Genomic DNA, 18,210 nt, shown 5'->3' on the forward strand with positions numbered 1-18,210 from the left:
CCCCGGTCAGTTCGTCGAACCCGTGACCTCCGCCGCATAGCCCCAGCAGCCGGCGTCCTGCCAGCGGTAGTCGGCGCCGAGGCCGGAATCGCCGTGCAGTGCGAACTCCCACGCCGCCTGCTCCTCGACCGACAGGTCGATCGGCATCGGAGCGAACGCGCCGCCCTCGTTGTCCCACCACTCCCAGTACAGGTACTCGTGGCCGGCAGCCGCCATGCAGTCTCGGACGATCTGCTGGTGCACGAGCCAGGCCTGGCGTTCCGGGTCGAGGCCGGGATCGACCGCGGGGTCGGCGGAAGTCGCAGGGTCGGGGAGCGGCTCGGGCGCGGGTTCGGGTGCGGGCTCCGGTGCGATCCCCTCGACCGCGGGAGCGGCGGCCGCGTGACGCGCGGCCGGCACCTCGACCGCCGATGCCGCGCTGGGCGCAGGCGTCGCGGAGACCGACGGCGACGACTCGGCGGCGGCTGTGCGCTCGCCGGTCGACGAGATGCGCACGGGGTCGTCGGTTCCAGCGCCCTGGGCCGCGCATCCCGCGAGTCCCGCGAGCACCGCGATGGTCAGCGCACCGCCGACCAGACCCCTCGACCGTCGCATCGTCGTCTCCTCGTCTCGCGAGCCCCGGTGCTCCGCGCACCGCCCCATGCTGGCACGCATCGGCTCCGCGGCAACAGGGCAAGCCCTGAGATCGATCGCGGCTCGGCCTGTCGTCCGCTCAGTCGGCGGTGCGGTGCATCGTGCAGCTCGTCTGCGCCGCTCAGGCGAACGGCCGGAAATCCACCGCCGTCGCGCCGGTGGCCCAGCATCCGCCGCCGTCGGTCGGCACGGCCGCGCCCGGGTCCTCGGCGGAGCCGAACGCGGTCAGGTTCCAGTTCGAACGCTCGGCGTCACCGAGCCCCTCGGGCATCGCGGGCGTGCCGTCGGTCGACGGGTATGCCGGGTTCCAGTACTCCCAGTAGCGGTACTCGAGGCCGGCGTCGGCCATGCACGAACGGACCGCGTCCTGGAATGCCAACCAGCGTTCGCGCGGCGTCGGCGCAGCGGGGTCGGCCTCGGGCAGCGGTTCGCTGAGCGGCGTGCCGGCGTCGGACGCCTCCTGTGCGACGCGGGCGCCGACGGCCTCGCACCCAGCTTCACCGCGGAACGCGGCGAACCAAGCCTCCTGGGCGCCCGTCGACAGCCCGGCCGGCATGGGATTGCCCTCTTCCCACCACTGCCAGTCGAGGTATTCGAACCCCGCGTCGCGCATGCACTGCCGCACGACCTCCTGCTGCCCGAGCCACTGGCGCCGCGTGTCCTCGGTCACGTAGGCGGGGTCGCCCTCGACGAGGTACGGGTTGTACTCGGGCGACATCGGGTCGGCGGGGTCGCGCGGTGCCGGGGTCTGGGGCGCCGGCACCTGGTCGCGGGGTGCGGGTTGCCGCGTCTCGGGGGCGGGCCCGGTCGGCGGCGGCGCATCGGCCCGCGGAGTCGATGGAGCGGACGGATCCGTCGGCAACGGCGAGGTGTCGATGCCTCCGGCGTCCTCTCCGCCGCCGGCGCGGAGTTCGGGCGACGCCTTCCCGGAGCCGGAGACCGCGTCGGAGTTGCCGGGCGGCCCACCGGACATCCCCTCACCCACTCCAGCCGATGCTCCAGCCCAGATGCCGACGAAGCACGCCGTGGCGACGGCGAGCGCGCCGCCGATGACGGCGGCACGCTCGCCCGCTGCCCGGGGCCACCACTGGGAGGTGGCCGACCGGCGGAGGGGTCGCTGTCGGCGATGGGACCCGGACATCCGGTAACGATAGGCGAGCCCCTTGTCCCCCGCAAGGGGGGTATACGCAGATTCACAGATCCGCTAGCGGCTCCGATCAGGGGGTCGGTTCGCCGTCGCCGGCGGCCTCCGCCTCCACCGCCGGTTCGCCCGCGAGCGCGCCACCCGCGGAGACATCCGCCGGCGGTTGCTGCCTCCTGCTGAGCCAGAGGAACGGCACCGCGAGGGCCTGGATCGCGCCGCTCAGCGCGAGCGAACCCGGGTAGCCCCACACGTCGGCCGATCGCCCCAGCACCGGTTGGATCACGGCGCCGCCGCCGGAACCGATGAGCGAGTTGAACGACAGCACCGTCGCACGTTGCCGGGAGGGGATCATGTCGTTCAGGTACGCCTGCTGCACCGGCCCCGCTGCGGCGTCGACGAGTCCCCAGACGACCAGCAGCACGAGCGCGACCCAGAAGCTGCGGTTCAGGCCGAGGGCGATGAGCACGGCCGTGCTGACCACGAGGCTCAGGATGATCGTCGTCGTGCGCCGACGGAATCGCGCGCGCACCCACGGCGCCATCCACCCGCCGATCACCTGCGACCCCGAGAGGATCGCCGCAGCGAGACCGGCGATCGAGTACGCGTCGGCGTCGCCCCACAGTTCGACCAGGTAGGGCTGCAACGCGTAGAAGACGTAGAACCCGACCCCGCCCGTGAAGAACGAGGCGAACATCACGTAGCGCACCGGCCGATTGCCGAGTCCGTGCGTCAGCGACGCCCGCAGTACCTGCTTCGTCGCGGCGATCGGATGCGCCCGCCCCTCGGGCGTGAACCCGATGTCGCGCATGACCAGTGCGGCGACGCCGAACATGATGATGAGGATGCCGGCGCGCAGCAGGAACGGCACCCCGAGGTCGGTGAGCTGTGCGATCGCCCCGCCCGCGAGCGAGCCGAGGAACATCGCGGCGCCCGACACCGCGAGGCCACGCCCGAACACCCCCTCGAGGTCGCCGCGGTAGCCGGTCGCGGCGAGCGCGTCGACCAGCCACGCCTCGACGGCGCCCGAGAAGAACGTGAAGCCGAGGCCGAGCAGCACCGAGACGACCGCCCACGCCCAGAACGGTCCCTCGATCACCCACAGCCAGTAGTACAGGGCGGTCGTCACCGCGAGCGTCACGGTGCCGAGCAGGTACGACGCCCGCCGCCCGAGCGTGTCGGCCACCACGCCGGTCGGCACCTCGAACAGCAGCATCCCCACCGAGAAGAACGCGTTCGCCGCGAACGCCTCGAGGTTCGACAGGCCGGCGTCGAGGAGGAACAGCGTGTTCACGCCCCAGATGAGGGATGCCGCGAGCGTGTTGCCCGTGAGCAGCGTGAAGTACACCGCCTGCACACGGCGGGCCTCGCGGTTCACCGGGACATCCGTGGTCATGCCGCACCCCCGCGCACAGTTTGCTCCCGGCGGCACGCCGCGGCAACGGATGCGTCCGCGAACGGTAGCCTCCGGGCATGGTGCGCTTCCTGATCAGAGTCGCGGTCTTCCTCGGCGCCGCGGCGCTCGCGCTGTTCATCGCGTCGCTCCTCATCCCCGGGTTCCACATCCACCTCGCCGGATTCCTCTTCGCGGTGATCCTGTACGCCCTGATCCAGGCCGCCCTCGAGTGGCTCGTCGACCGGCTGTTCCAGAAGTCGGCGCCGACCGTCGCCGGCATCGCAGGGCTCCTGTCGACGTTCCTCGCGCTGTGGCTCGCGACGCTGCTCTCCGACGGGCTGAGCTTCGACGGCATCGGCGCGTGGATCCTCGCGGCGGTCGTGGTGTGGGTGATCACCGCCCTGCTCAGCTGGCTCGCGCGGAAATTCCTCATGCCGAAGGCCGAGGGCTCGCCCGCGCGCTGATCGGGCGCGGCGCACCGGCGCCGGCGCGTCTCCTGGGATTCGGCCGTTCCCGCCCAGCGGGTTAGCATGCTCTGCGCGGTCACCCCCGAGGCCGCGCACCACCCGAACCCGGAGCATCACCCATGCGCAAGCGCACCGTCGCGCTCATCGTCGTCGCCGCCGTCCTCGTCGCCCTCGCGGGCGGCGTGTACTGGGCCGGGCGCCACCTCTTCTACGAGCCCACCGCTCGCTCCGTCGACTCCGTCGTCGGCGAACTCGGCGGCACCCGCGTGCTCGGCGTGTTCGCACACCCCGACGACGAGCAGACCGTCAACGGCCTGTTCTGGCGGGCGAAGCGCGACGACGGCGCCTACACCGCGATGATCACGGCGACGCCCGGCGAAGCCGGCGAGCAGTCGCCGCCCGTCGGCCGGCAGTCCGACCTCGCCGACATCCGCAAGGCCGAGGCCCTCAAGAACAGCTGGAACCTCGGCGTCGACCGCCACGTCGTGTGGGACTACCCCGACGGCGGCCTGTCCGAGGTCGACGAGGACGAGCTCGTCGAGCAGGTCGTCGCCGAGATGCGCAAGGTGAAGCCCGACGTGGTCGTCGGCTTCTGGCCGGCCTCCGGCGCGACCGGCCACAAGGACCACATGCTGATGGGCGAGGTCACCGAACGTGCGATCGCCGAGCTCGCGGCATCCGACGGCGGCTACACCGGCCCGAAGCACCTCGTGTACACGATCAGCCCGTCGACCGCGTTGACGTTGTTCGGCGGCGAGACCGGCGCCCGCGTCGTCGCGAACCAACCCGAGCCCGAGCTCGCGATGAGCGCCGAGGTGCAGAAGAAGCACGAGGGGTGGACGATCCACGCGTCGCAGGCGAACTTCATGCAGGAGTCGTACCTGCTGCCGACCTGGCTCATCTACCTGCTCTGGGATCAGGAGTTCTACCACGTGCGCGACCTCGAGGCCGATCCGATCCGCTGACGCGCGGATGCCCATCGCGGGCCGCGGCGACGGCAACGGCACGCCGGCCTCCGACGGCGATCCGGGCGTGTTGCCGCGCCGGCCACGGCCTCGCGCGACAGAATCGACCCGTGTCCGACACCGAGTCCACGGGGGCCGACGGCCCGGTGACGACTGCGTCGTCACGACGGCGCCCGATGGTCTTCGACGCGCTCGCGGTGTTCCTGCTCTCGGCGATCGCCGTGATGACCGCGTGGTGCGGCTTCCAGTCGTCGAAGTGGGGCGGCGAGATGTCGATCGCCTTCAGCCAGGCGTCGAGCGCCCGCGTGCAGGCGACCGAGGCGTCGAGCGAGGCGCGGGATGCCCGGTCGAACGACCAGGCCGTCTGGATCCAGTGGGTGCTCGCCGGCGCGGACGGCGACCTCGCTCTGCAGGAGTACATCGAGGCGAGGTTCTCACCGGAGTTCCAGGTCGCATTCGACGCGTGGAACGCCGACGGCCGTGACGAGCAGGGCCCGTTCGTCATGGAGGAGTACGTGCCGCCCGGCACCGAGGAGGCGGCCGACCTCAACGCTCGCGCCGACCAGCGCTTCCAGGACGCGCTCGACAACAACCAGCGCGGCGACAACTACTCGATCCTGACCGTGTTGTTCGCCCTCGTGCTGTTCCTCGCCGCGATGTCGCAGCGCGACCTCGCCCGCTGGGTGAAGTGGACGCTCCTCGGCCTCGCGCTGGCGGCGGCGGTCGTCGGCCTCATCGTGCTGGCGACGTTCCCGATCCGTATCTGAGCGCGGCTACGCTTCCGGGATGACCGACTTCACCGCGTCCGACGGCACCCGCCTGCACTTCGACGAGCACGGCGACCCGGCGGGCCGGGCCGTCGTGCTGATCGCCGGGTTCAAGGCCGCCGCGACGACGTGGATGTACCAGACCAAGGCGCTCGCGAAGGCCGGGTATCGCGTGATCGCCCTGGACCGCCGCGGCCACGGGGCATCCGACGTCGGGCCCGACGGTTCGCACGACATGGACCGGCACGGCCGCGACATCCGCGACCTGCTCGACCATCTGGCGCTCGAGGACGCGACGCTGGTCGGCGGGTCGATGGGCGGCAACTCGATCTGGGCGATGCTCGCCGAGTCGGGGTCGGCGCGCGTGCGGGACGTGGTCATCGTCGACCAGACCCCGAAGATGCTGAACGACGCCGGGTGGGCGCACGGGTTCTACGGGTTCGACGCGTCGAACGCGGACTCGTACTTCGCCACTTCGATCCCGGACCCGGGCCGGTTCCCGCTGCGGTCGAAGGGGATCGTGCGGATCGCGCGGATCCTCCGCGCCATGCGGCCCGGAGGCGGCGAGCGCGGCTTCACCGCCGCTGAGCTCGAGCTGCTGAACGACCATGCGAAGCGCGACTGGCGAGATGCGATCGCGGCCGCCGACGTGCCTGCGCTCTTCGTCGCGGGTGCGGAGAGCGAATTCTGGCCGGCCTCGCACGCGGAGGCATCCGCCGCGCTCAACCGGCTCGCGACATCGGCGGTCATCGAGCGAGACGGTCACGCGGCGAACATCGAGCAGCCGAAGGCGTTCAACCGCGCGCTGCTCGAGTGGCTCGGGCGCGCACCCGCCGCCTGAGCACGCGGCGCGGCTCGCCGTGTCGGCGGTCGAGGGCAGGCTGACGGCATGCCCATCGATGTCATCGCGGCTCCGACCAACCTCGGCCTCCGCCCGCCGGAGCCGGGCAGCGTGCCCGGCACGGCGAAGGCGCCGGAGGCGCTGCGCGCGGCCGGGCTGATCGAGTCCCTGTCGGATGCCGCGGGCTCGACCGGAGGAGCCGGAGCCGTCGTCGATGCCGGCCTGGTGCCCGCGGGCCGATATCGCGCTGATCCGGCACCCGGCGCCACCCTGCGCAACGAGGCGGCGATCGACGACTTCACCCGGCGCCTCGCCGACGCCGTCGACCTCTCGCTCGGTGGCGGTCGCGCACCGCTGGTCGTCGGAGGCGACTGCAGCCTGGTGCTCGCGCCACTGCTCGCGCTCCGTCGGCGCGGACGCTTCGGACTCGTGTACGTCGACGGTCACGGCGACTTCCGGCATCCGGGCAACAGCGATCGAGCCGACACGCTCGGCGGCGAGGCCCTCGCGGCCGCGGTCGGCCTGCATGTCGACAGCGTCAGCGACCTCGAGGGGCGCCGTCCGCTCGTGCGCGGCGGCGATGCCGTGCAGGTGGGGTGCCGCGAAGATGAAGAGGATATCGACGAACTCGAACAGCGCCTGGGCGCGGTCGTTCCGGCGGCGGAGATCCTCGCCCACGGACCGGATGCCGCGGCCCGGCGCATCCTCGAGATCGTCGACGTGGAAGGGCTCGACGGCTATTGGATCCATGTCGACATCGACGTGCTCGACCCGGCCTGGATGCCGGCGGTCGACAGTCCCGACCCGGTCGGGATCGACCCGGTGGACCTTGCAGCGCTGCTCGATGCGCTCGCCCCCGGCGCCGTCGGCGCCGACCTCGCGATCTTCGACCCCGACCTCGACCCGTCCGGCGAGCACGCGCGCACGGTCGTCGACGTGGTGCATCGTGGGTTCGCACGGCTCGGAACCCGGGCGCGCTGACGTCGGGTCAGAACCCCTTGCCGGGATTGAGCACGTGCCCGGGATCGAGCGCGTCCTTGATCGCGCGATGCAGGTCGAGCACGCGATCGCCGAGCTCGGCCCGAGCCCCCGGAAGCTTCAGCAGTCCGACGCCGTGCTCGCCGGTGACCGTGCCGCCGAGCTCGCGGCAGTCGTCGACGATGCGGTCGAACGCGAGCTTCGCCCGGGCCTTCGCCGCATCGTCGCCTTCGGGTGCGATGATCAGCGGGTGCAGGTTGCCGTCGCCCGCGTGGGCGATGTTCGCGATGACGACGTCGTGGTCGGCGGCGGCGCGCTGAATCCGTGCGAGCATCTCCGGCACCGCGGTGCGGGGCACGCAGACGTCCTCGGTGAGCACCGGTCCGAGCCGCTCCAGAGACGGATACGCCAGCCGACGCGCGAGGAACAGGCGGTCGACCTCCTCGGGCGACGCGCCGAGTTCGACGCCGAGCGCGCCGGCCTCATGCATGAGCGACGAGATCGCGTCGGCATGCTCGACACCCGTCGCGCCGGGCTCGTCGACCTTCGCCAGCAGCATCGTGTCGGCGCCGTGCGGCAGGCCGAGGTGCTGCCAGGCATCGACGGCCTCGATGCAGGTGCGGTCGATGAGCTCGAGCGCCGAGGGCACGATGCCCGCGTCCGCGACCGCGGCGACGGCGCGACCGGCGTCCTCGAGCGACCCGAACGATCCGACCACGGCCCGCTCCTCCCGCCCGGCGAGCGGGATCAGCTTGAGCGTGACCTCGACGATGACGCCGAGCGTGCCTTCGGAGCCGACCAAGAGCGCGGTCAGGTCGTAGCCGGTGGCGCCCTTCGCGGTGCGGCGTCCAAGGTCGACGACCGACCCGTCGGCGAGCACGACGCGCAGCCCCAGCACGTAGTCGCGGGTGACGCCGTACTTGACGCAGCAGATGCCGCCCGCGTTGGTTGCGGCGTTGCCGCCGATCGTGGAGATGCGATAGCTGGCGGGATCCGGCGGATACCAGAGGCCGTCGGCCGCGACCGCGCGGCGCAGGTCGTCGTTGATGACGCCGGCCTCGACGACCGCGTAGCGCTCGGCGCGGTTCACCTCGACGATGCGGGTCATCCGCTCGAGCGACAGCACGATCGATCCGGCCGACGCGTTCGCGCCGCCCGACAGGCCGGTTCCGGCTCCGCGCGGAACGACCGCGAGGCCGGAATCCGCCGCGAACCGCACGACGGCGACGACGTCGTCGACCGTCTCGGCGAAGACCACGGCGACCGGTTCCGAGAAGTCGGCCCATTCCGCGTCATCGTGCGCGTAGTCGGCGAGGGTCGCCGCATCGACCGCGAGCCGGTCGGGCGGCAGCATTCCGGCGAGCGCCGACCTGGCGGCAGTGGTCGCGGCCGGGGGCGTGGCATCCGTCGTCATGTCGGGCTCCCTCAGAAGCGGCGGGTGAAGGGCAGGGGCTTGCGCATGCGCACGAGCAGGACGATCGGGAACAGCACGTAGGGCAGGTTGAACGCCAGGAACTTCACCGGGTTGGGCGTCACCCACTCGGGCTCGCCGAAGAACTCCACGCCGAACACGATGATGCCCGTGATCGTCGAGATCATGGTCGCGTAGATGACGCTGGGCAGCTGGATCCAGTTCCACCCGCGCACGAGCGAGATCACGAGCAGCACGTAGAACGGCATGTACACGAACGCCGAGAGGCTCGTCACGATGCGCATCCAGACCGGCGGGTCCATGAACAGCGGATCGGTGTCGTGCGCGTACCACCAGTTCGAATTGACGAAGAAGTTCGGTGACGGCTCCGAGAAGTCCACGCCGAGCGACGGCAGCAGGTCGCTGATCAGGCTCGTGATCGTGAAGAGCGAGAAGACGACGATGAAGAACCAGTCGAACGGCCGCTCCCGCAGGCGGAGGTTCGGCACGGATGCCTCGACGACGACGGGCGCGGCGGTTGCGGACATGGGCCCGAGCGTATCGCCCGAGCGCCGACCGTGGCGGCGGCCCGGCCGCGCCTGAGCCGGCCGTTCGTCGCCCGACCGCGGAGCGGCTCGTGCCGCTAGCCCGTCGCGGCGTCGGTCGATTGGTCCATGACGTATACGGCGAGCCCGTGCGGGTCGCGGTACAGCGCCTGGAAGCCGCCCGGGATCTCCATCGGCTCGGCGAGCACCTCGAGCGCAGTCGGCCGAGTCTCGTGGAACCGCTCGACGCTGTCGACGACGAACACCGGTCCGGGCGGGGCGTCCGCGTCGTTCGAGTCGATCATCAGCTGCACGTCGCTGCCCGGCAGCGTCAGCGCGGCGGTGGTGTCGCCCTCGCGCCAGACCTCCTCAGCCCCGAAGCCGTCGCGGTAGAGCGCGAGCGTCGCCTCGAGGTCGGACGTGGGCGCGAACAGGAACTCCAGTTTCATGACGCATCCAATCGTGTCGTAACGTGATTCTTCTCAGCATAACGGCATTATGGGTGCATGCGCGAGTGGATTCCGATTTCGACGTCGCCGAAGGGCCGGCTCGCGCTCGCCGCGGTGCGAGCATTCGGCTCGCGCCCGTTCGACGAGGTCACCGTCGCCGACCTCGCCCGCGAGGCCGAGGTGACGACCGGCGCGCTGTACCACCACTTCGACAGCAAGCTCGGGCTCTACGACTTCGTGCGAGCCGACGTCGAACGTCGCCTGCTCGATCGGGTCGAGGGCGCGGCGGCCGCCGTCGACCGTTCCGGCGATCGCCTCGGTGCCGCCCTGGCGGTCGGATTCGACTTCGCGGTGGACTCGGGGTTCGCGCGCATCCTGGCCGAAGCGCCGACCGATGCCGCATCCGGCGACGCGTTGGCCTTCGCGTTCGGCCGCCTGTGCAACCCCGACTCGAGCGAGCTCGGCGCGCTCATCGCCGCAGCCTGGCGCACCGCGGTCGCCCGCGTCGCCGACGGCGACGATCGAGGGGCGATGCGCCTCGCGCTGCTCCGCCTCGCAACCGCGTGAGCGGGGGCATCCGTCTCGCGAGGGTTGACGCACGGTCGACCCGCGCCTATGGTTAAGCAATCCATTACATAAGGAGTTGCTTACATGGCACCTGCGGACGACGAACTCAGCCTCGTCTTCCACGCCCTCGCCGACCCGACCCGGCGCGCGATGCTCTCGCGCCTGGCCGCCGGGCCTGCGACCGTGGGCGACCTGGCCGAGCCGTTCGCGATGAGCCGACCCGCGATCTCGCAGCACCTCGGGGTGCTCGAACGCGCAGGCCTCATCACCCGCACCGCCAACGCGCAGTGGCGCACCTGCACGATCCGCACCGAACCGCTCGACGGGGCATCCGAATGGGTCGACCGTCACCGCGGCGAGTGGAACGAGCGGTTCGACCTGCTCGACGAGCACCTCCGCCGAATGAAGGGGGAATCCGCATGAGCGAGCGCAACGCGACCGCCCAGTTCACCATCACGCGCATCTTCGACGCGCCCCGCGACCTCGTCTGGGCGGCCTGGACGACGTCGGCCGACGCGGCCGAGTGGTGGCATCCGGCGGGCATCACGATCAAGCCGGGCAGCGTCGACGTCGACGCCCGCGAGGGCGGGCGCTACGACTACACCATGGTCGACCCCGAGGGCCGCGAATACCCGACCGCCGGCGAGTACCGCGAGGTCAGCCCGCCCGAACGCCTGGTCTTCACCTGGGGATCGCCCGGCGAGTCCGACGCCCCCGTGATCACCGTCACGCTGCGCGACCTCGACGGCGAGCGCACCGAGATGCTGTTCCACGTGCTCGGCGTCGACGCGCAGCCGGGCGACGACGACGTGCACGACGGCTGGTCGTCGGCGTTCGACATGCTCGAGGGGCATCTGGGGACGAGGGTCGCCTGATGGGCCGCCTCATCGTCGAGCAGGTCGTGACGGTCGACGGCTACGCGAGCGACGCCGAAGGGGGTATCGCCTTCTTCGAGGCGGTCGAGGGCCTCGAAGCCACCGATGTCGATCAACTCCACATGCTCGAGGACGTCGATGCCATGCTCCTCGGCCGGGTCACCTATGAGATGTTCGCCGCGTACTGGCCGACGGCCGACCCGGCCGACGACGCGGTCGCGGAGCCGATCGCACGCCTGGCCAAGCACGTGGTCACGAGCACGCTGGCGGATGCCCCGTGGGGCGACGCCGGCAGCATCGAGATGCATCGCGGCGACGGCGTCGCGGCCGCCCGCGCGATCGCGGATGCCACCCCGGGAGGCGTGATCGTGTGGGGCAGCCTGACCCTCGCCGACGACCTGCTCCGCGCCGGCGCGGTCGACGAACTGCGGCTGCGCATCGTGCCCGTGCTCATCGGCGCCGGGCGGTCGTTCACGCCGCCCGACCTCGGCGAGCGCCGCCTCGAGCTCGACCACGCCGTCACGCATCCGAGCGGTCACGTCACGCTGCACTACCGCCTGCGGTGACGGCGCGGGGCGGCGGGGCTCCGTCGCGCGGCGGATGCCCCGCCCGGCGGTCGCGGCTAGCGTGAACGGGTGACCAGCACCGCCCCTCCCGTGCTCGACGGCGTCGAGTGGATCCGGCCCCGACCCGACCGCCGGGGCCTGCACCACGACATCGTCCTCGCGGTCGTCCTGCTCGCGTGCACGATCGCGAGCAGCCTGCTCTACCGCGCCGCGGGCATCTGGGAGCAGACACCGCCGCTGTGGGGCAGCCTCATCTGGGCGGCCGCGATGACCCTGCCGCTGGCCGCCCGCCGCATCGCGCCCGAGATCGTCGCCGGCGTGCTCACCGTCGCGTTCATGGTCGGCGCCGTGACGCAGGCCGGCGACCTGCTGTTCAACAACATCGGCCTGTTCATCGCGATCTACAGCGTCGGGGCGTGGAGCCGCCACCGTCGTGCGGCACAGGTCGTCCGGGGCGTGATCGTCGTGGTCATGCTCGCCTGGCTGTTCTGGGACCTCATCGTCTCGGCGGGCATTCCCGAGCGCCTCCCCGGCCTCGACCGCGAGGGCGGTGTCGTCTCGCCCTACGTCGCGTTCGCGCTCATCAACATCATCACGAACCTGCTGTACTTCGGCGGTGCCTGGTTCTTCGGCGACACCGCCTACCGGTCGGCTCGCTCCAGGACGGCCCTCGAGCAGCGCACGGCTGAACTCGCCGCCGAACGCGAGCGCACGCGGGCGCAGGCGGTCGCGATCGAACGGCTCCGCATCGCGCGCGAGCTGCACGACGTGGTCGCGCACCACGTCTCGGTGATCGGCGTGCAGGCCGGTGCGGCACGGCGCGTGCTCGGCCGTGATCCGGAGCAGGCTGCCGAATCCCTCGCCGCGATCGAGCAGAGTGCCCGCGAGGCGGTTGCAGAGCTGCACGGACTGCTCGGCACGCTCCGCGAAGGATCGGCCGACGCGAGCGGCGCGGGGCCCGAGCCCGCGGTCAAGTCCATCGCCGACCTGCCCGCGCTCATCGAGGACGCCCGCGCCGGAGGACTCCCGGCGGACATCACGGTGGTCGGCGAGCCCCGGGAGACGAGCGGCCTCGTCGCGGTCACCGCGTACCGCCTCGTGCAGGAGTCGCTCACGAACGTCCGCAAGCACGCCGGCGCGTCTGCCGCCGCCGACGTCCGGCTGCGCTGGTCGGATGCCGCGCTCGAGATCGAGATCGCCGACACCGGCATCGGCGCGGCGGGACGGGTACCCACCGGTGCCCGAGCGACGGATGCCTCCGCGCCCGGCGGTCTCGGACTCGTCGGCATGCGCGAGCGCGTCGCCGCCTCCGGCGGGACGTTCGAGGCCGGTCCGCGTCACCGCGGGGGCTTCCTCGTGCGGGCGACGCTGCCGCTGCGGCGAACGGGATCGGAGCAGGTGTGACGATCCGCGTGCTCGTCGTCGACGACCAAGCCCTGGTGCGCGGGGGCTTCCGCACGATCCTCGACTCGGAACCTGGCATCGAGGTCGTGGGGGAGGCATCCGACGGCGCAGCCGCCGTCGCGGCCGTCGCCGAACTCGACCCCGACGTGGTCTGCATGGACGTGCAGATGCCCGGCATGGACGGCCTCGAGGCCACGCGACGGATCGTCGCCGATCGCGCCGACTCGATCGACGCGGACGGTCCCGTCGCGACGCGACCGGGCATCCTCGTGCTCACGACGTTCAACCGCGAGGACTACCTGTTCCAGGCGCTCGAGGCGGGGGCGAGCGGGTTCCTCCTCAAGAACTCGAGCCCCGAGCAGCTGATCGACGCCGTGCAGGTGGTCGCCCGCGGCGATGCCCTGCTGTCGCCCGACGTCACGCGCGCGGTCATCGCGGCGGCCAGCTCGTCCGCCGGGCGTTTCCGCGCTCGTCAGGAGTTCCCGCCCGACCGGTCGGCCTCGCCCGGAACAGGCACGGCGCCCGAGGAAGCCGGCGCGCTTGCAACCCTCACCGAGCGCGAGCGGGAGGTGCTGGAGCTGCTCGCGCAGGGCATCTCGAACGCCGAGATCGCGGCGAAGCTCTGGGTGGGCGAGGCGACCGTGAAGACGCACGTGTCGAAGGTGCTGCAGAAGCTCGGCCTGCGCGACCGCGTGCACGCCGTCGTCTACGCGTACGAGCACGGCGTGGTGCAGCCGGGCGCCTGAGCGGGGTCAGCGGCGAAGCCGCGGGCGAATGGGGCCTGCACTGCCATACTCGTCGCATGCTCGACCACCCGCCGCCGCTCGCCGACCCGGATGCGCCCGCCGACTGGTATCCGGATCCCGAGTCGAACTCGCTGCTTCGGTGGTGGGACGGCGCTACGTGGACGGATGAGGTGAAGCCGCCGGAAGAGTACTTCGACGCAGAGTGGTGGCATCCGTACTGGATCACCGAACGCCCCCTCACCTGGGCGAGGGCGATGCTCGATCGCATCGTCGGACAACTGATCGGTCGGCTTCCGTCCGCTCGCGACTGACCGCGATCCCGAGATCGTCACGTACCAGGGGGCGGAGTGGCCTCGCTCAGTCCCCCCGGCCGGCGCGGCCTGCCCGGGCGTCTGAGAGATCGACACCGTCGCCCGTCCTCGCCGTGTCGGGCGCCCCGTCACCGTCGCCGTCTGCCGCTTCCCCCGCGTCGTCCGGCGCCGTGAGGTACTGCTTCGACAGCACCCGGTACGACTTGGTCGTGAATGCCAGGAGTGCGAGCACGACCATCGCGAGGCCCGCGATCAGGAACACGAGCGCGATGCCGCGGGCCTCGCCGTCTCCGAGGAGCCAGCCCCACGTCGCGCGGCCGGAGCCGGTCTCCATGTAGGGGATGAGCCAGAACTCGGCGATCGGCGCGATCAGGAACGCGGTGACCGGTGCCGCCGCCGATTCGACCGCCGCGGCGAACCCGAACACCCGGCCCTGCTTGCGGAACGGCACGACCTTCTGGATCACGGTCTGCTCGGACGCCTCCACCGCGGGGATGAGGCACATGTAGGCCCAGATGCCGAGCGCGTACAGCCACCACCACTCGCGGATCGTGAAGAGCGCACCGAGCACGCCCATCGCGATCACGACGATCAGCATCGTGCGGATCGGGTTCTTCCCGAGGCCGAACTTCGCGATCGCGAGGCCGCCGATGATGAACCCGGTCGCGGTGACGCCGAGCACGACGCCCCAGGCCTCGACCGAGAACAACTCGAGGCCGTACGGGTCCATCAGCGCCATGTACACGCCGCCGATGAGGTTGTTGAAGGTCGAGAAGATGATGAGTGCGAACAGACCGGGTGCGTTGCGCACGGCGCGCACGCTGCCGCGGAAGTCGATCGTCGCGGCGCGCTCGCCCTCGGCGGGCACCGGCTGCTCCTCGGGCACCTTCAGGAACAGCAGGTGCACGAGCGCCACGAGCGTCAGCGCGATCGCGATGACGAGGGTCCAGCCCATGCCGAGCAGGCCGATCGCGAGCCCCGAGAACACGCTCGTCACGATGAAAGCGATGCCCTGCACGGTGCCGACCATGCCGTTCGCGTTGGCGTGCCGTTCTTCGGGGACGAGGAGCGTGACCGTCGTCGACAGCGCGATGTTGCGCATGTGCTCGACGACCGAGCCGAACAGGATGATGCCCGAGAACGCCCAGAACCAGGGCCCGCCGAGGTCGACGAGCGCCGACTCGGGCTGAAGCAGGTAGAGCACGCCCGCGATCACGAACGACGCGAGCGTCACGAGGCTCGAGAAGATCATCACCTGCAGCTTGCGATGCCGGTCGACGATCGAGCCGAACAGCATCGCGAAGAACGCGATGAGCAGCATGTAGGCGCCGCCGATGATGCCGGTCGCGAGCACCGACCGGGTCTCGAGGTACACCCAGAACGTCAGGGCGAACCAGAGGAAGCTCGTCGTCACGTTCGCGAGCGCGGTGTTGACGAGCACCTGCAGGAACGTGCGCATGCCGTTCGCCGGCGGCACGACCGCCGGGGTCGTCTGGGGGTGTGCGTCAGTCACCCGCGTAGGCTAACCAGCCCCTCCGACATCCGTAACCCCGGGATCCGGTCACCCTCCGTCGAATCCCGGCCGCGAGCCGCGGACCGGCCCGCTCACCCCAGTTCGCGCACCTCCGCGGTGCGCTCGCTCGGGGTGTCGCCCGTGTTCACGGTGCCGCGCGGCTCGATCAGCAGCGCGTGCACCTCGTCGTCGGCGCGAGGGCAGTGCTCGACGCCCCTCGGGACGACGTGCACGTCGCCCGGGCCGAGCACGACGTCGCCGTCGCGCAACTGGATGACGAGTTCGCCGGCCAGCACCAGGAAGAGCTCATCGGTGTCGGGGTGGCTGTGCCAGGTGAACTCGCCCTGCGCCTTGAAGACCTTGACGTCGTAGTCGTTGATGCTCGCAAGCCGCCGGGGCGACCAGTGCTCCGAGAACGAGTCGAGGGCATCCCAGATGTTCCGCGTGTCCGCCATCGTCCCATCCTCCCCCGCACGGCGGAGCGCCGAAAGTCCGACCGACTTCCGGAACCGACCGAAACCCGCCACGCGACGGATGCCCCGGCGCCGAGGCATCCGTACGGTGAGACCATGCTCGAACTCAACGGGATCACCAAGCGCTACGGCGACCGCGTCGCGCTCGACGACGTGTCGTTCACCGTCGGCGACGGTCGCCTCACCGGCTTCGTCGGCGGCAACGGCGCCGGCAAGACCACCACGATGCGGATCGTCCTGGGCGTCCTCGCCGGCGACGCCGGCACCGTCTCGATCGACGGCAGGCCGATCTCCGCGGCCGACCGCCGCAGGTTCGGCTACATGCCCGAAGAGCGCGGGCTGTATCCGAAGATGAAGGTGCTCGAGCAGACCGTCTACCTCGCGCGCCTGCACGGCTGGTCGCCGGCGGCGGCGAAGCGCAATGCGACCGACCTGCTCGAGCGCCTCGGCCTCGGCGAGCGCCTCGGCGACACCGTCGAGTCGCTGTCGCTCGGCAACCAGCAGCGCGCGCAGATCGCCGCCGCACTCGTGCACCAGCCGGAGGTCCTGATCCTCGACGAACCGTTCTCCGGCCTCGACCCGATGGCCGTCGAGACCGTGCAGGCGGTGCTCGCCGACGCCGCGGCATCCGGTGCACCCGTGCTGTTCTCGTCGCACCAGCTCGACGTCGTCGAGCGGCTGTGCGACGACCTCGTCATCATCGCGGACGGACGCATCCGCGCCGCGGGCACCCGCGAGGGCCTCCGCGAGGAGCACGGTTCGCAGCGGTGGGAGCTGCTCACGGCCGGCGACGCCGGCTGGATCCGCGAGGTCCCCGGCATCACCGTCGCGGGCTTCGACGGCGGGTGGGCGCTGTTCGAGGCGGAGTCGGATGCCGCCCGCCGCGCCGTGCTCGCCGAGGCGGTGTCGCGCGGCGACGTCGTGAGCTTCACCCGCGAGCAGACCACGCTCGCCCAGATCTTCAAGGAGGTCGTGCGATGAGCACGCAGACCACGCCGGAGCGCGCGGATCGCCGCGAACCGGGGTTCGCGCAGACCGTCGGCCTCGTCGCCGGCCGCGAGATCTCGACCAAGCTGCGCAGCAAGGCATTCGTCATCTCCACGATCGTGCTCATGGCCGCCGTGCTCGTCACGGTCATCCTGAGCTCGGCGTTCGGCGGACAGGACGGTGCGACGAAGGTCGCCGCCGTCGGCGCGGCATCCGACGCAGTGGCGTCCGCACCCGGTCTCGAGGCGGTGCCGGCCGACGACCTCGACGCCGCCGAGCAGCTCCTTCGCGACGGCGAGGTCGAGGCGGTCGTCGCACCGACCGACGTCGTCACCGACGCCGGTATCGAGACGAGCTCGGGAGCGGATGCCTCCGCGACGCTCGACCTCACCGTCATCGGCCTCGACCAGCCCGCCGGCGGCGTCGCGAACGCGCTCGCCATCCACCCGTCGGTCGCCGTCCTCGACCCGGCGCCCGTCGACCCGTTCATGGCCTATCTCGTGGCGCTCGGCTTCGGCATCGTGTTCTTCTTCGCAGCGCTCACCTTCGGGCAGACCATCGCCGCGTCGGTGGTCGAGGAGAAGCAGACCCGCATCGTCGAGATCCTCCTCGCCACGGTCAGCGGACGCGAACTGCTCACCGGCAAGGTGCTCGGCAACTCCGTCCTCGCGATCGGCCAGGTCGTGGCGATCGCGGCCGTCGCCCTGCTCGGGCTCGCGCTGACGGGGCAGCAGATCCTGCTCGGCGGGCTCGGGGCATCCGTCATCTGGTTCGTCGTGTTCTTCGCGTTCGGATTCGTGCTGCTCTCGTCGCTGTTCGCGGCGACCGCGGCGCTGGTCTCCCGGGCGGAGGACATCGGCTCGGTGACGATGCCCGTCACGGTGCTCGTGATGATCCCGTACTTCCTGATCATCTTCTTCAACGACAACCCGACCGTACTGGCCGTCATGAGCTACGTGCCGTTCTCGGCGCCGGTCGGCATGCCGATGCGCATCTTCCTCGAGCAGGCGCAGTGGTGGGAGCCGCTCCTGTCGCTCGCGATCCTCATCGCGACGACGGCACTCGCGCTCGTCATCGGCGACCGCATCTACCGCAACTCGCTGCTGCGGACCGGGGCCCGGGTGCCGTTCCTGGAGGCGCTGCGCGGGAAGTGAGCGACCGGCACTCAGGAACGG

The 18,210-nt window shown here is 71.3% G+C and carries 22 protein-coding genes; 14 read left to right on the forward strand and 8 right to left on the reverse strand.

Annotation, left to right across the window (positions count from 1 at the left end):
* Positions 1 to 6 precede the first annotated feature (6 nt).
* From ELQ40_RS18870 to ELQ40_RS17525, 3 genes are all read right to left on the reverse strand, one after another.
* Positions 7 to 594 carry a hypothetical protein gene (locus ELQ40_RS18870; RefSeq protein ID WP_164863692.1) on the reverse strand — a complete coding sequence of 196 codons (588 nt, stop codon included), beginning with the start codon at positions 592 to 594 and terminating at the stop codon, positions 7 to 9.
* Positions 595 to 754: 160 nt separating this feature from the next.
* Complete coding sequence (locus tag ELQ40_RS17520; protein ID WP_127794847.1) at positions 755 to 1,774, reverse strand: hypothetical protein; 1,020 nt, start codon at positions 1,772 to 1,774, stop codon at positions 755 to 757.
* Between the two features lie 76 nt (positions 1,775 to 1,850).
* On the reverse strand, positions 1,851 to 3,170 hold the full coding sequence (locus tag ELQ40_RS17525; protein WP_240665848.1) for an MFS transporter: 1,320 nt from the start codon (positions 3,168 to 3,170) through the stop codon (positions 1,851 to 1,853).
* A gap of 77 nt (positions 3,171 to 3,247) precedes the next feature.
* Here ELQ40_RS17525 and ELQ40_RS17530 point away from each other — a divergent pair, with 77 nt between their 5' ends.
* From ELQ40_RS17530 to ELQ40_RS17550, 5 genes are all read left to right on the forward strand, one after another.
* Complete coding sequence (locus ELQ40_RS17530; RefSeq protein ID WP_127794848.1) at positions 3,248 to 3,634, forward strand: phage holin family protein; 387 nt, start codon at positions 3,248 to 3,250, stop codon at positions 3,632 to 3,634.
* 122 nt (positions 3,635 to 3,756) lie between these two features.
* On the forward strand, positions 3,757 to 4,602 hold the full coding sequence (locus ELQ40_RS17535; RefSeq protein WP_127794849.1) for a PIG-L deacetylase family protein: 846 nt from the start codon (positions 3,757 to 3,759) through the stop codon (positions 4,600 to 4,602).
* Positions 4,603 to 4,712: 110 nt separating this feature from the next.
* The gene (locus tag ELQ40_RS17540) at positions 4,713 to 5,369 is read left to right on the forward strand and encodes a hypothetical protein (protein WP_240665849.1); all 657 of its coding nucleotides are present in this window, start codon (positions 4,713 to 4,715) and stop codon (positions 5,367 to 5,369) included.
* Between the two features lie 19 nt (positions 5,370 to 5,388).
* Entirely contained in the window at positions 5,389 to 6,210 is an 822-nt protein-coding gene (locus ELQ40_RS17545) for an alpha/beta fold hydrolase (RefSeq protein WP_127794850.1), read from the forward strand.
* Positions 6,211 to 6,258: 48 nt separating this feature from the next.
* Positions 6,259 to 7,191 carry an arginase family protein gene (locus ELQ40_RS17550; RefSeq protein ID WP_127794851.1) on the forward strand — a complete coding sequence of 311 codons (933 nt, stop codon included), beginning with the start codon at positions 6,259 to 6,261 and terminating at the stop codon, positions 7,189 to 7,191.
* A gap of 7 nt (positions 7,192 to 7,198) precedes the next feature.
* Here the strand turns inward: ELQ40_RS17550 and ELQ40_RS17555 are convergent, their stop codons facing one another.
* The 3 genes from ELQ40_RS17555 to ELQ40_RS17565 all read right to left on the reverse strand — a co-directional run bounded on the left by ELQ40_RS17555 (position 7,199) and on the right by ELQ40_RS17565 (position 9,593).
* The gene (locus ELQ40_RS17555; RefSeq protein ID WP_127794852.1) at positions 7,199 to 8,602 is read right to left on the reverse strand and encodes an FAD-binding oxidoreductase; all 1,404 of its coding nucleotides are present in this window, start codon (positions 8,600 to 8,602) and stop codon (positions 7,199 to 7,201) included.
* 11 nt (positions 8,603 to 8,613) lie between these two features.
* The gene (locus tag ELQ40_RS17560; protein ID WP_127794853.1) at positions 8,614 to 9,147 is read right to left on the reverse strand and encodes an emopamil-binding family protein; all 534 of its coding nucleotides are present in this window, start codon (positions 9,145 to 9,147) and stop codon (positions 8,614 to 8,616) included.
* Positions 9,148 to 9,242: 95 nt separating this feature from the next.
* Positions 9,243 to 9,593, reverse strand: a complete 351-nt coding sequence (locus ELQ40_RS17565) for a VOC family protein (protein WP_127794854.1) — start codon at positions 9,591 to 9,593, stop codon at positions 9,243 to 9,245.
* A 57-nt stretch (positions 9,594 to 9,650) separates the two neighbouring features.
* Between ELQ40_RS17565 and ELQ40_RS18995 the strand changes: the two genes are divergently transcribed.
* The 7 genes from ELQ40_RS18995 to ELQ40_RS17600 all read left to right on the forward strand — a co-directional run bounded on the left by ELQ40_RS18995 (position 9,651) and on the right by ELQ40_RS17600 (position 14,062).
* Positions 9,651 to 10,160: a TetR/AcrR family transcriptional regulator gene (locus tag ELQ40_RS18995; RefSeq protein WP_205649378.1), complete on the forward strand. Its 510-nt coding sequence runs from the start codon at positions 9,651 to 9,653 to the stop codon at positions 10,158 to 10,160.
* An 84-nt stretch (positions 10,161 to 10,244) separates the two neighbouring features.
* Positions 10,245 to 10,583 carry a helix-turn-helix transcriptional regulator gene (locus tag ELQ40_RS17575; protein ID WP_127794855.1) on the forward strand — a complete coding sequence of 113 codons (339 nt, stop codon included), beginning with the start codon at positions 10,245 to 10,247 and terminating at the stop codon, positions 10,581 to 10,583.
* Positions 10,580 to 11,035: an SRPBCC domain-containing protein gene (locus ELQ40_RS17580; protein ID WP_127794856.1), complete on the forward strand. Its 456-nt coding sequence runs from the start codon at positions 10,580 to 10,582 to the stop codon at positions 11,033 to 11,035. The genes ELQ40_RS17575 and ELQ40_RS17580 overlap by 4 nt, the downstream gene beginning before the upstream one ends.
* Positions 11,035 to 11,601, forward strand: coding sequence for a dihydrofolate reductase family protein (locus tag ELQ40_RS17585; RefSeq protein WP_127794857.1), 567 nt, complete (start codon positions 11,035 to 11,037; stop codon positions 11,599 to 11,601). Before ELQ40_RS17580 ends, ELQ40_RS17585 begins: the two co-directional genes overlap by 1 nt.
* A gap of 69 nt (positions 11,602 to 11,670) precedes the next feature.
* Positions 11,671 to 13,005 carry a sensor histidine kinase gene (locus ELQ40_RS17590; protein WP_240665850.1) on the forward strand — a complete coding sequence of 445 codons (1,335 nt, stop codon included), beginning with the start codon at positions 11,671 to 11,673 and terminating at the stop codon, positions 13,003 to 13,005.
* Entirely contained in the window at positions 13,002 to 13,751 is a 750-nt protein-coding gene (locus tag ELQ40_RS17595) for a response regulator transcription factor (RefSeq protein ID WP_240665851.1), read from the forward strand. Before ELQ40_RS17590 ends, ELQ40_RS17595 begins: the two co-directional genes overlap by 4 nt.
* Positions 13,752 to 13,807: 56 nt before the next feature.
* Positions 13,808 to 14,062: a DUF2510 domain-containing protein gene (locus ELQ40_RS17600; RefSeq protein ID WP_127794859.1), complete on the forward strand. Its 255-nt coding sequence runs from the start codon at positions 13,808 to 13,810 to the stop codon at positions 14,060 to 14,062.
* A 46-nt stretch (positions 14,063 to 14,108) separates the two neighbouring features.
* On the opposite strand, the gene ELQ40_RS17605 is transcribed toward ELQ40_RS17600, so the two are convergent.
* Together ELQ40_RS17605 and ELQ40_RS17610 are read right to left on the reverse strand one after the other, a co-directional pair.
* Positions 14,109 to 15,521 (reverse strand): MFS transporter, encoded by a 1,413-nt coding sequence (locus tag ELQ40_RS17605; RefSeq protein ID WP_127795387.1) that lies wholly within the window; start codon positions 15,519 to 15,521, stop codon positions 14,109 to 14,111.
* A 146-nt stretch (positions 15,522 to 15,667) separates the two neighbouring features.
* Positions 15,668 to 16,030 (reverse strand): cupin domain-containing protein, encoded by a 363-nt coding sequence (locus tag ELQ40_RS17610; RefSeq protein WP_127794860.1) that lies wholly within the window; start codon positions 16,028 to 16,030, stop codon positions 15,668 to 15,670.
* A gap of 114 nt (positions 16,031 to 16,144) precedes the next feature.
* On the opposite strand from ELQ40_RS17610, the gene ELQ40_RS17615 reads away from it, so the two are divergent.
* Positions 16,145 to 17,029 (forward strand): ABC transporter ATP-binding protein, encoded by an 885-nt coding sequence (locus tag ELQ40_RS17615; RefSeq protein WP_127794861.1) that lies wholly within the window; start codon positions 16,145 to 16,147, stop codon positions 17,027 to 17,029.
* Positions 17,026 to 18,189 carry an ABC transporter permease gene (locus ELQ40_RS17620; protein ID WP_127794862.1) on the forward strand — a complete coding sequence of 388 codons (1,164 nt, stop codon included), beginning with the start codon at positions 17,026 to 17,028 and terminating at the stop codon, positions 18,187 to 18,189. The genes ELQ40_RS17615 and ELQ40_RS17620 overlap by 4 nt, the downstream gene beginning before the upstream one ends.
* Positions 18,190 to 18,210: the final 21 nt, after the last annotated feature.

The sequence above is a fragment of the Agromyces sp. LHK192 genome (assembly GCF_004006235.1).
Classification (GTDB): Bacteria; Actinomycetota; Actinomycetes; order Actinomycetales; family Microbacteriaceae; genus Agromyces.

Bases quoted from the DNA above. Each gene is read 5' to 3' on its own strand.
- ELQ40_RS18870 (WP_164863692.1), bottom strand. From the start codon at position 594: ATGCGACGGTCGAGGGGTCTGGTCGGCGGTGCGCTGACCATCGCGGTG.
- ELQ40_RS17520 (WP_127794847.1), bottom strand. From the start codon at position 1,774: ATGTCCGGGTCCCATCGCCGACAGCGACCCCTCCGCCGGTCGGCCACC.
- ELQ40_RS17525 (WP_240665848.1), bottom strand. From the start codon at position 3,170: ATGACCACGGATGTCCCGGTGAACCGCGAGGCCCGCCGTGTGCAGGCG.
- ELQ40_RS17530 (WP_127794848.1), top strand. From the start codon at position 3,248: ATGGTGCGCTTCCTGATCAGAGTCGCGGTCTTCCTCGGCGCCGCGGCG.
- ELQ40_RS17535 (WP_127794849.1), top strand. From the start codon at position 3,757: ATGCGCAAGCGCACCGTCGCGCTCATCGTCGTCGCCGCCGTCCTCGTC.
- ELQ40_RS17545 (WP_127794850.1), top strand. From the start codon at position 5,389: ATGACCGACTTCACCGCGTCCGACGGCACCCGCCTGCACTTCGACGAG.
- ELQ40_RS17550 (WP_127794851.1), top strand. From the start codon at position 6,259: ATGCCCATCGATGTCATCGCGGCTCCGACCAACCTCGGCCTCCGCCCG.
- ELQ40_RS17555 (WP_127794852.1), bottom strand. From the start codon at position 8,602: ATGACGACGGATGCCACGCCCCCGGCCGCGACCACTGCCGCCAGGTCG.
- ELQ40_RS17560 (WP_127794853.1), bottom strand. From the start codon at position 9,147: ATGTCCGCAACCGCCGCGCCCGTCGTCGTCGAGGCATCCGTGCCGAAC.
- ELQ40_RS17565 (WP_127794854.1), bottom strand. From the start codon at position 9,593: ATGAAACTGGAGTTCCTGTTCGCGCCCACGTCCGACCTCGAGGCGACG.
- ELQ40_RS18995 (WP_205649378.1), top strand. From the start codon at position 9,651: ATGCGCGAGTGGATTCCGATTTCGACGTCGCCGAAGGGCCGGCTCGCG.
- ELQ40_RS17575 (WP_127794855.1), top strand. From the start codon at position 10,245: ATGGCACCTGCGGACGACGAACTCAGCCTCGTCTTCCACGCCCTCGCC.
- ELQ40_RS17580 (WP_127794856.1), top strand. From the start codon at position 10,580: ATGAGCGAGCGCAACGCGACCGCCCAGTTCACCATCACGCGCATCTTC.
- ELQ40_RS17585 (WP_127794857.1), top strand. From the start codon at position 11,035: ATGGGCCGCCTCATCGTCGAGCAGGTCGTGACGGTCGACGGCTACGCG.
- ELQ40_RS17600 (WP_127794859.1), top strand. From the start codon at position 13,808: ATGCTCGACCACCCGCCGCCGCTCGCCGACCCGGATGCGCCCGCCGAC.
- ELQ40_RS17605 (WP_127795387.1), bottom strand. From the start codon at position 15,521: ATGCGCACGTTCCTGCAGGTGCTCGTCAACACCGCGCTCGCGAACGTG.
- ELQ40_RS17610 (WP_127794860.1), bottom strand. From the start codon at position 16,030: ATGGCGGACACGCGGAACATCTGGGATGCCCTCGACTCGTTCTCGGAG.
- ELQ40_RS17615 (WP_127794861.1), top strand. From the start codon at position 16,145: ATGCTCGAACTCAACGGGATCACCAAGCGCTACGGCGACCGCGTCGCG.
- ELQ40_RS17620 (WP_127794862.1), top strand. From the start codon at position 17,026: ATGAGCACGCAGACCACGCCGGAGCGCGCGGATCGCCGCGAACCGGGG.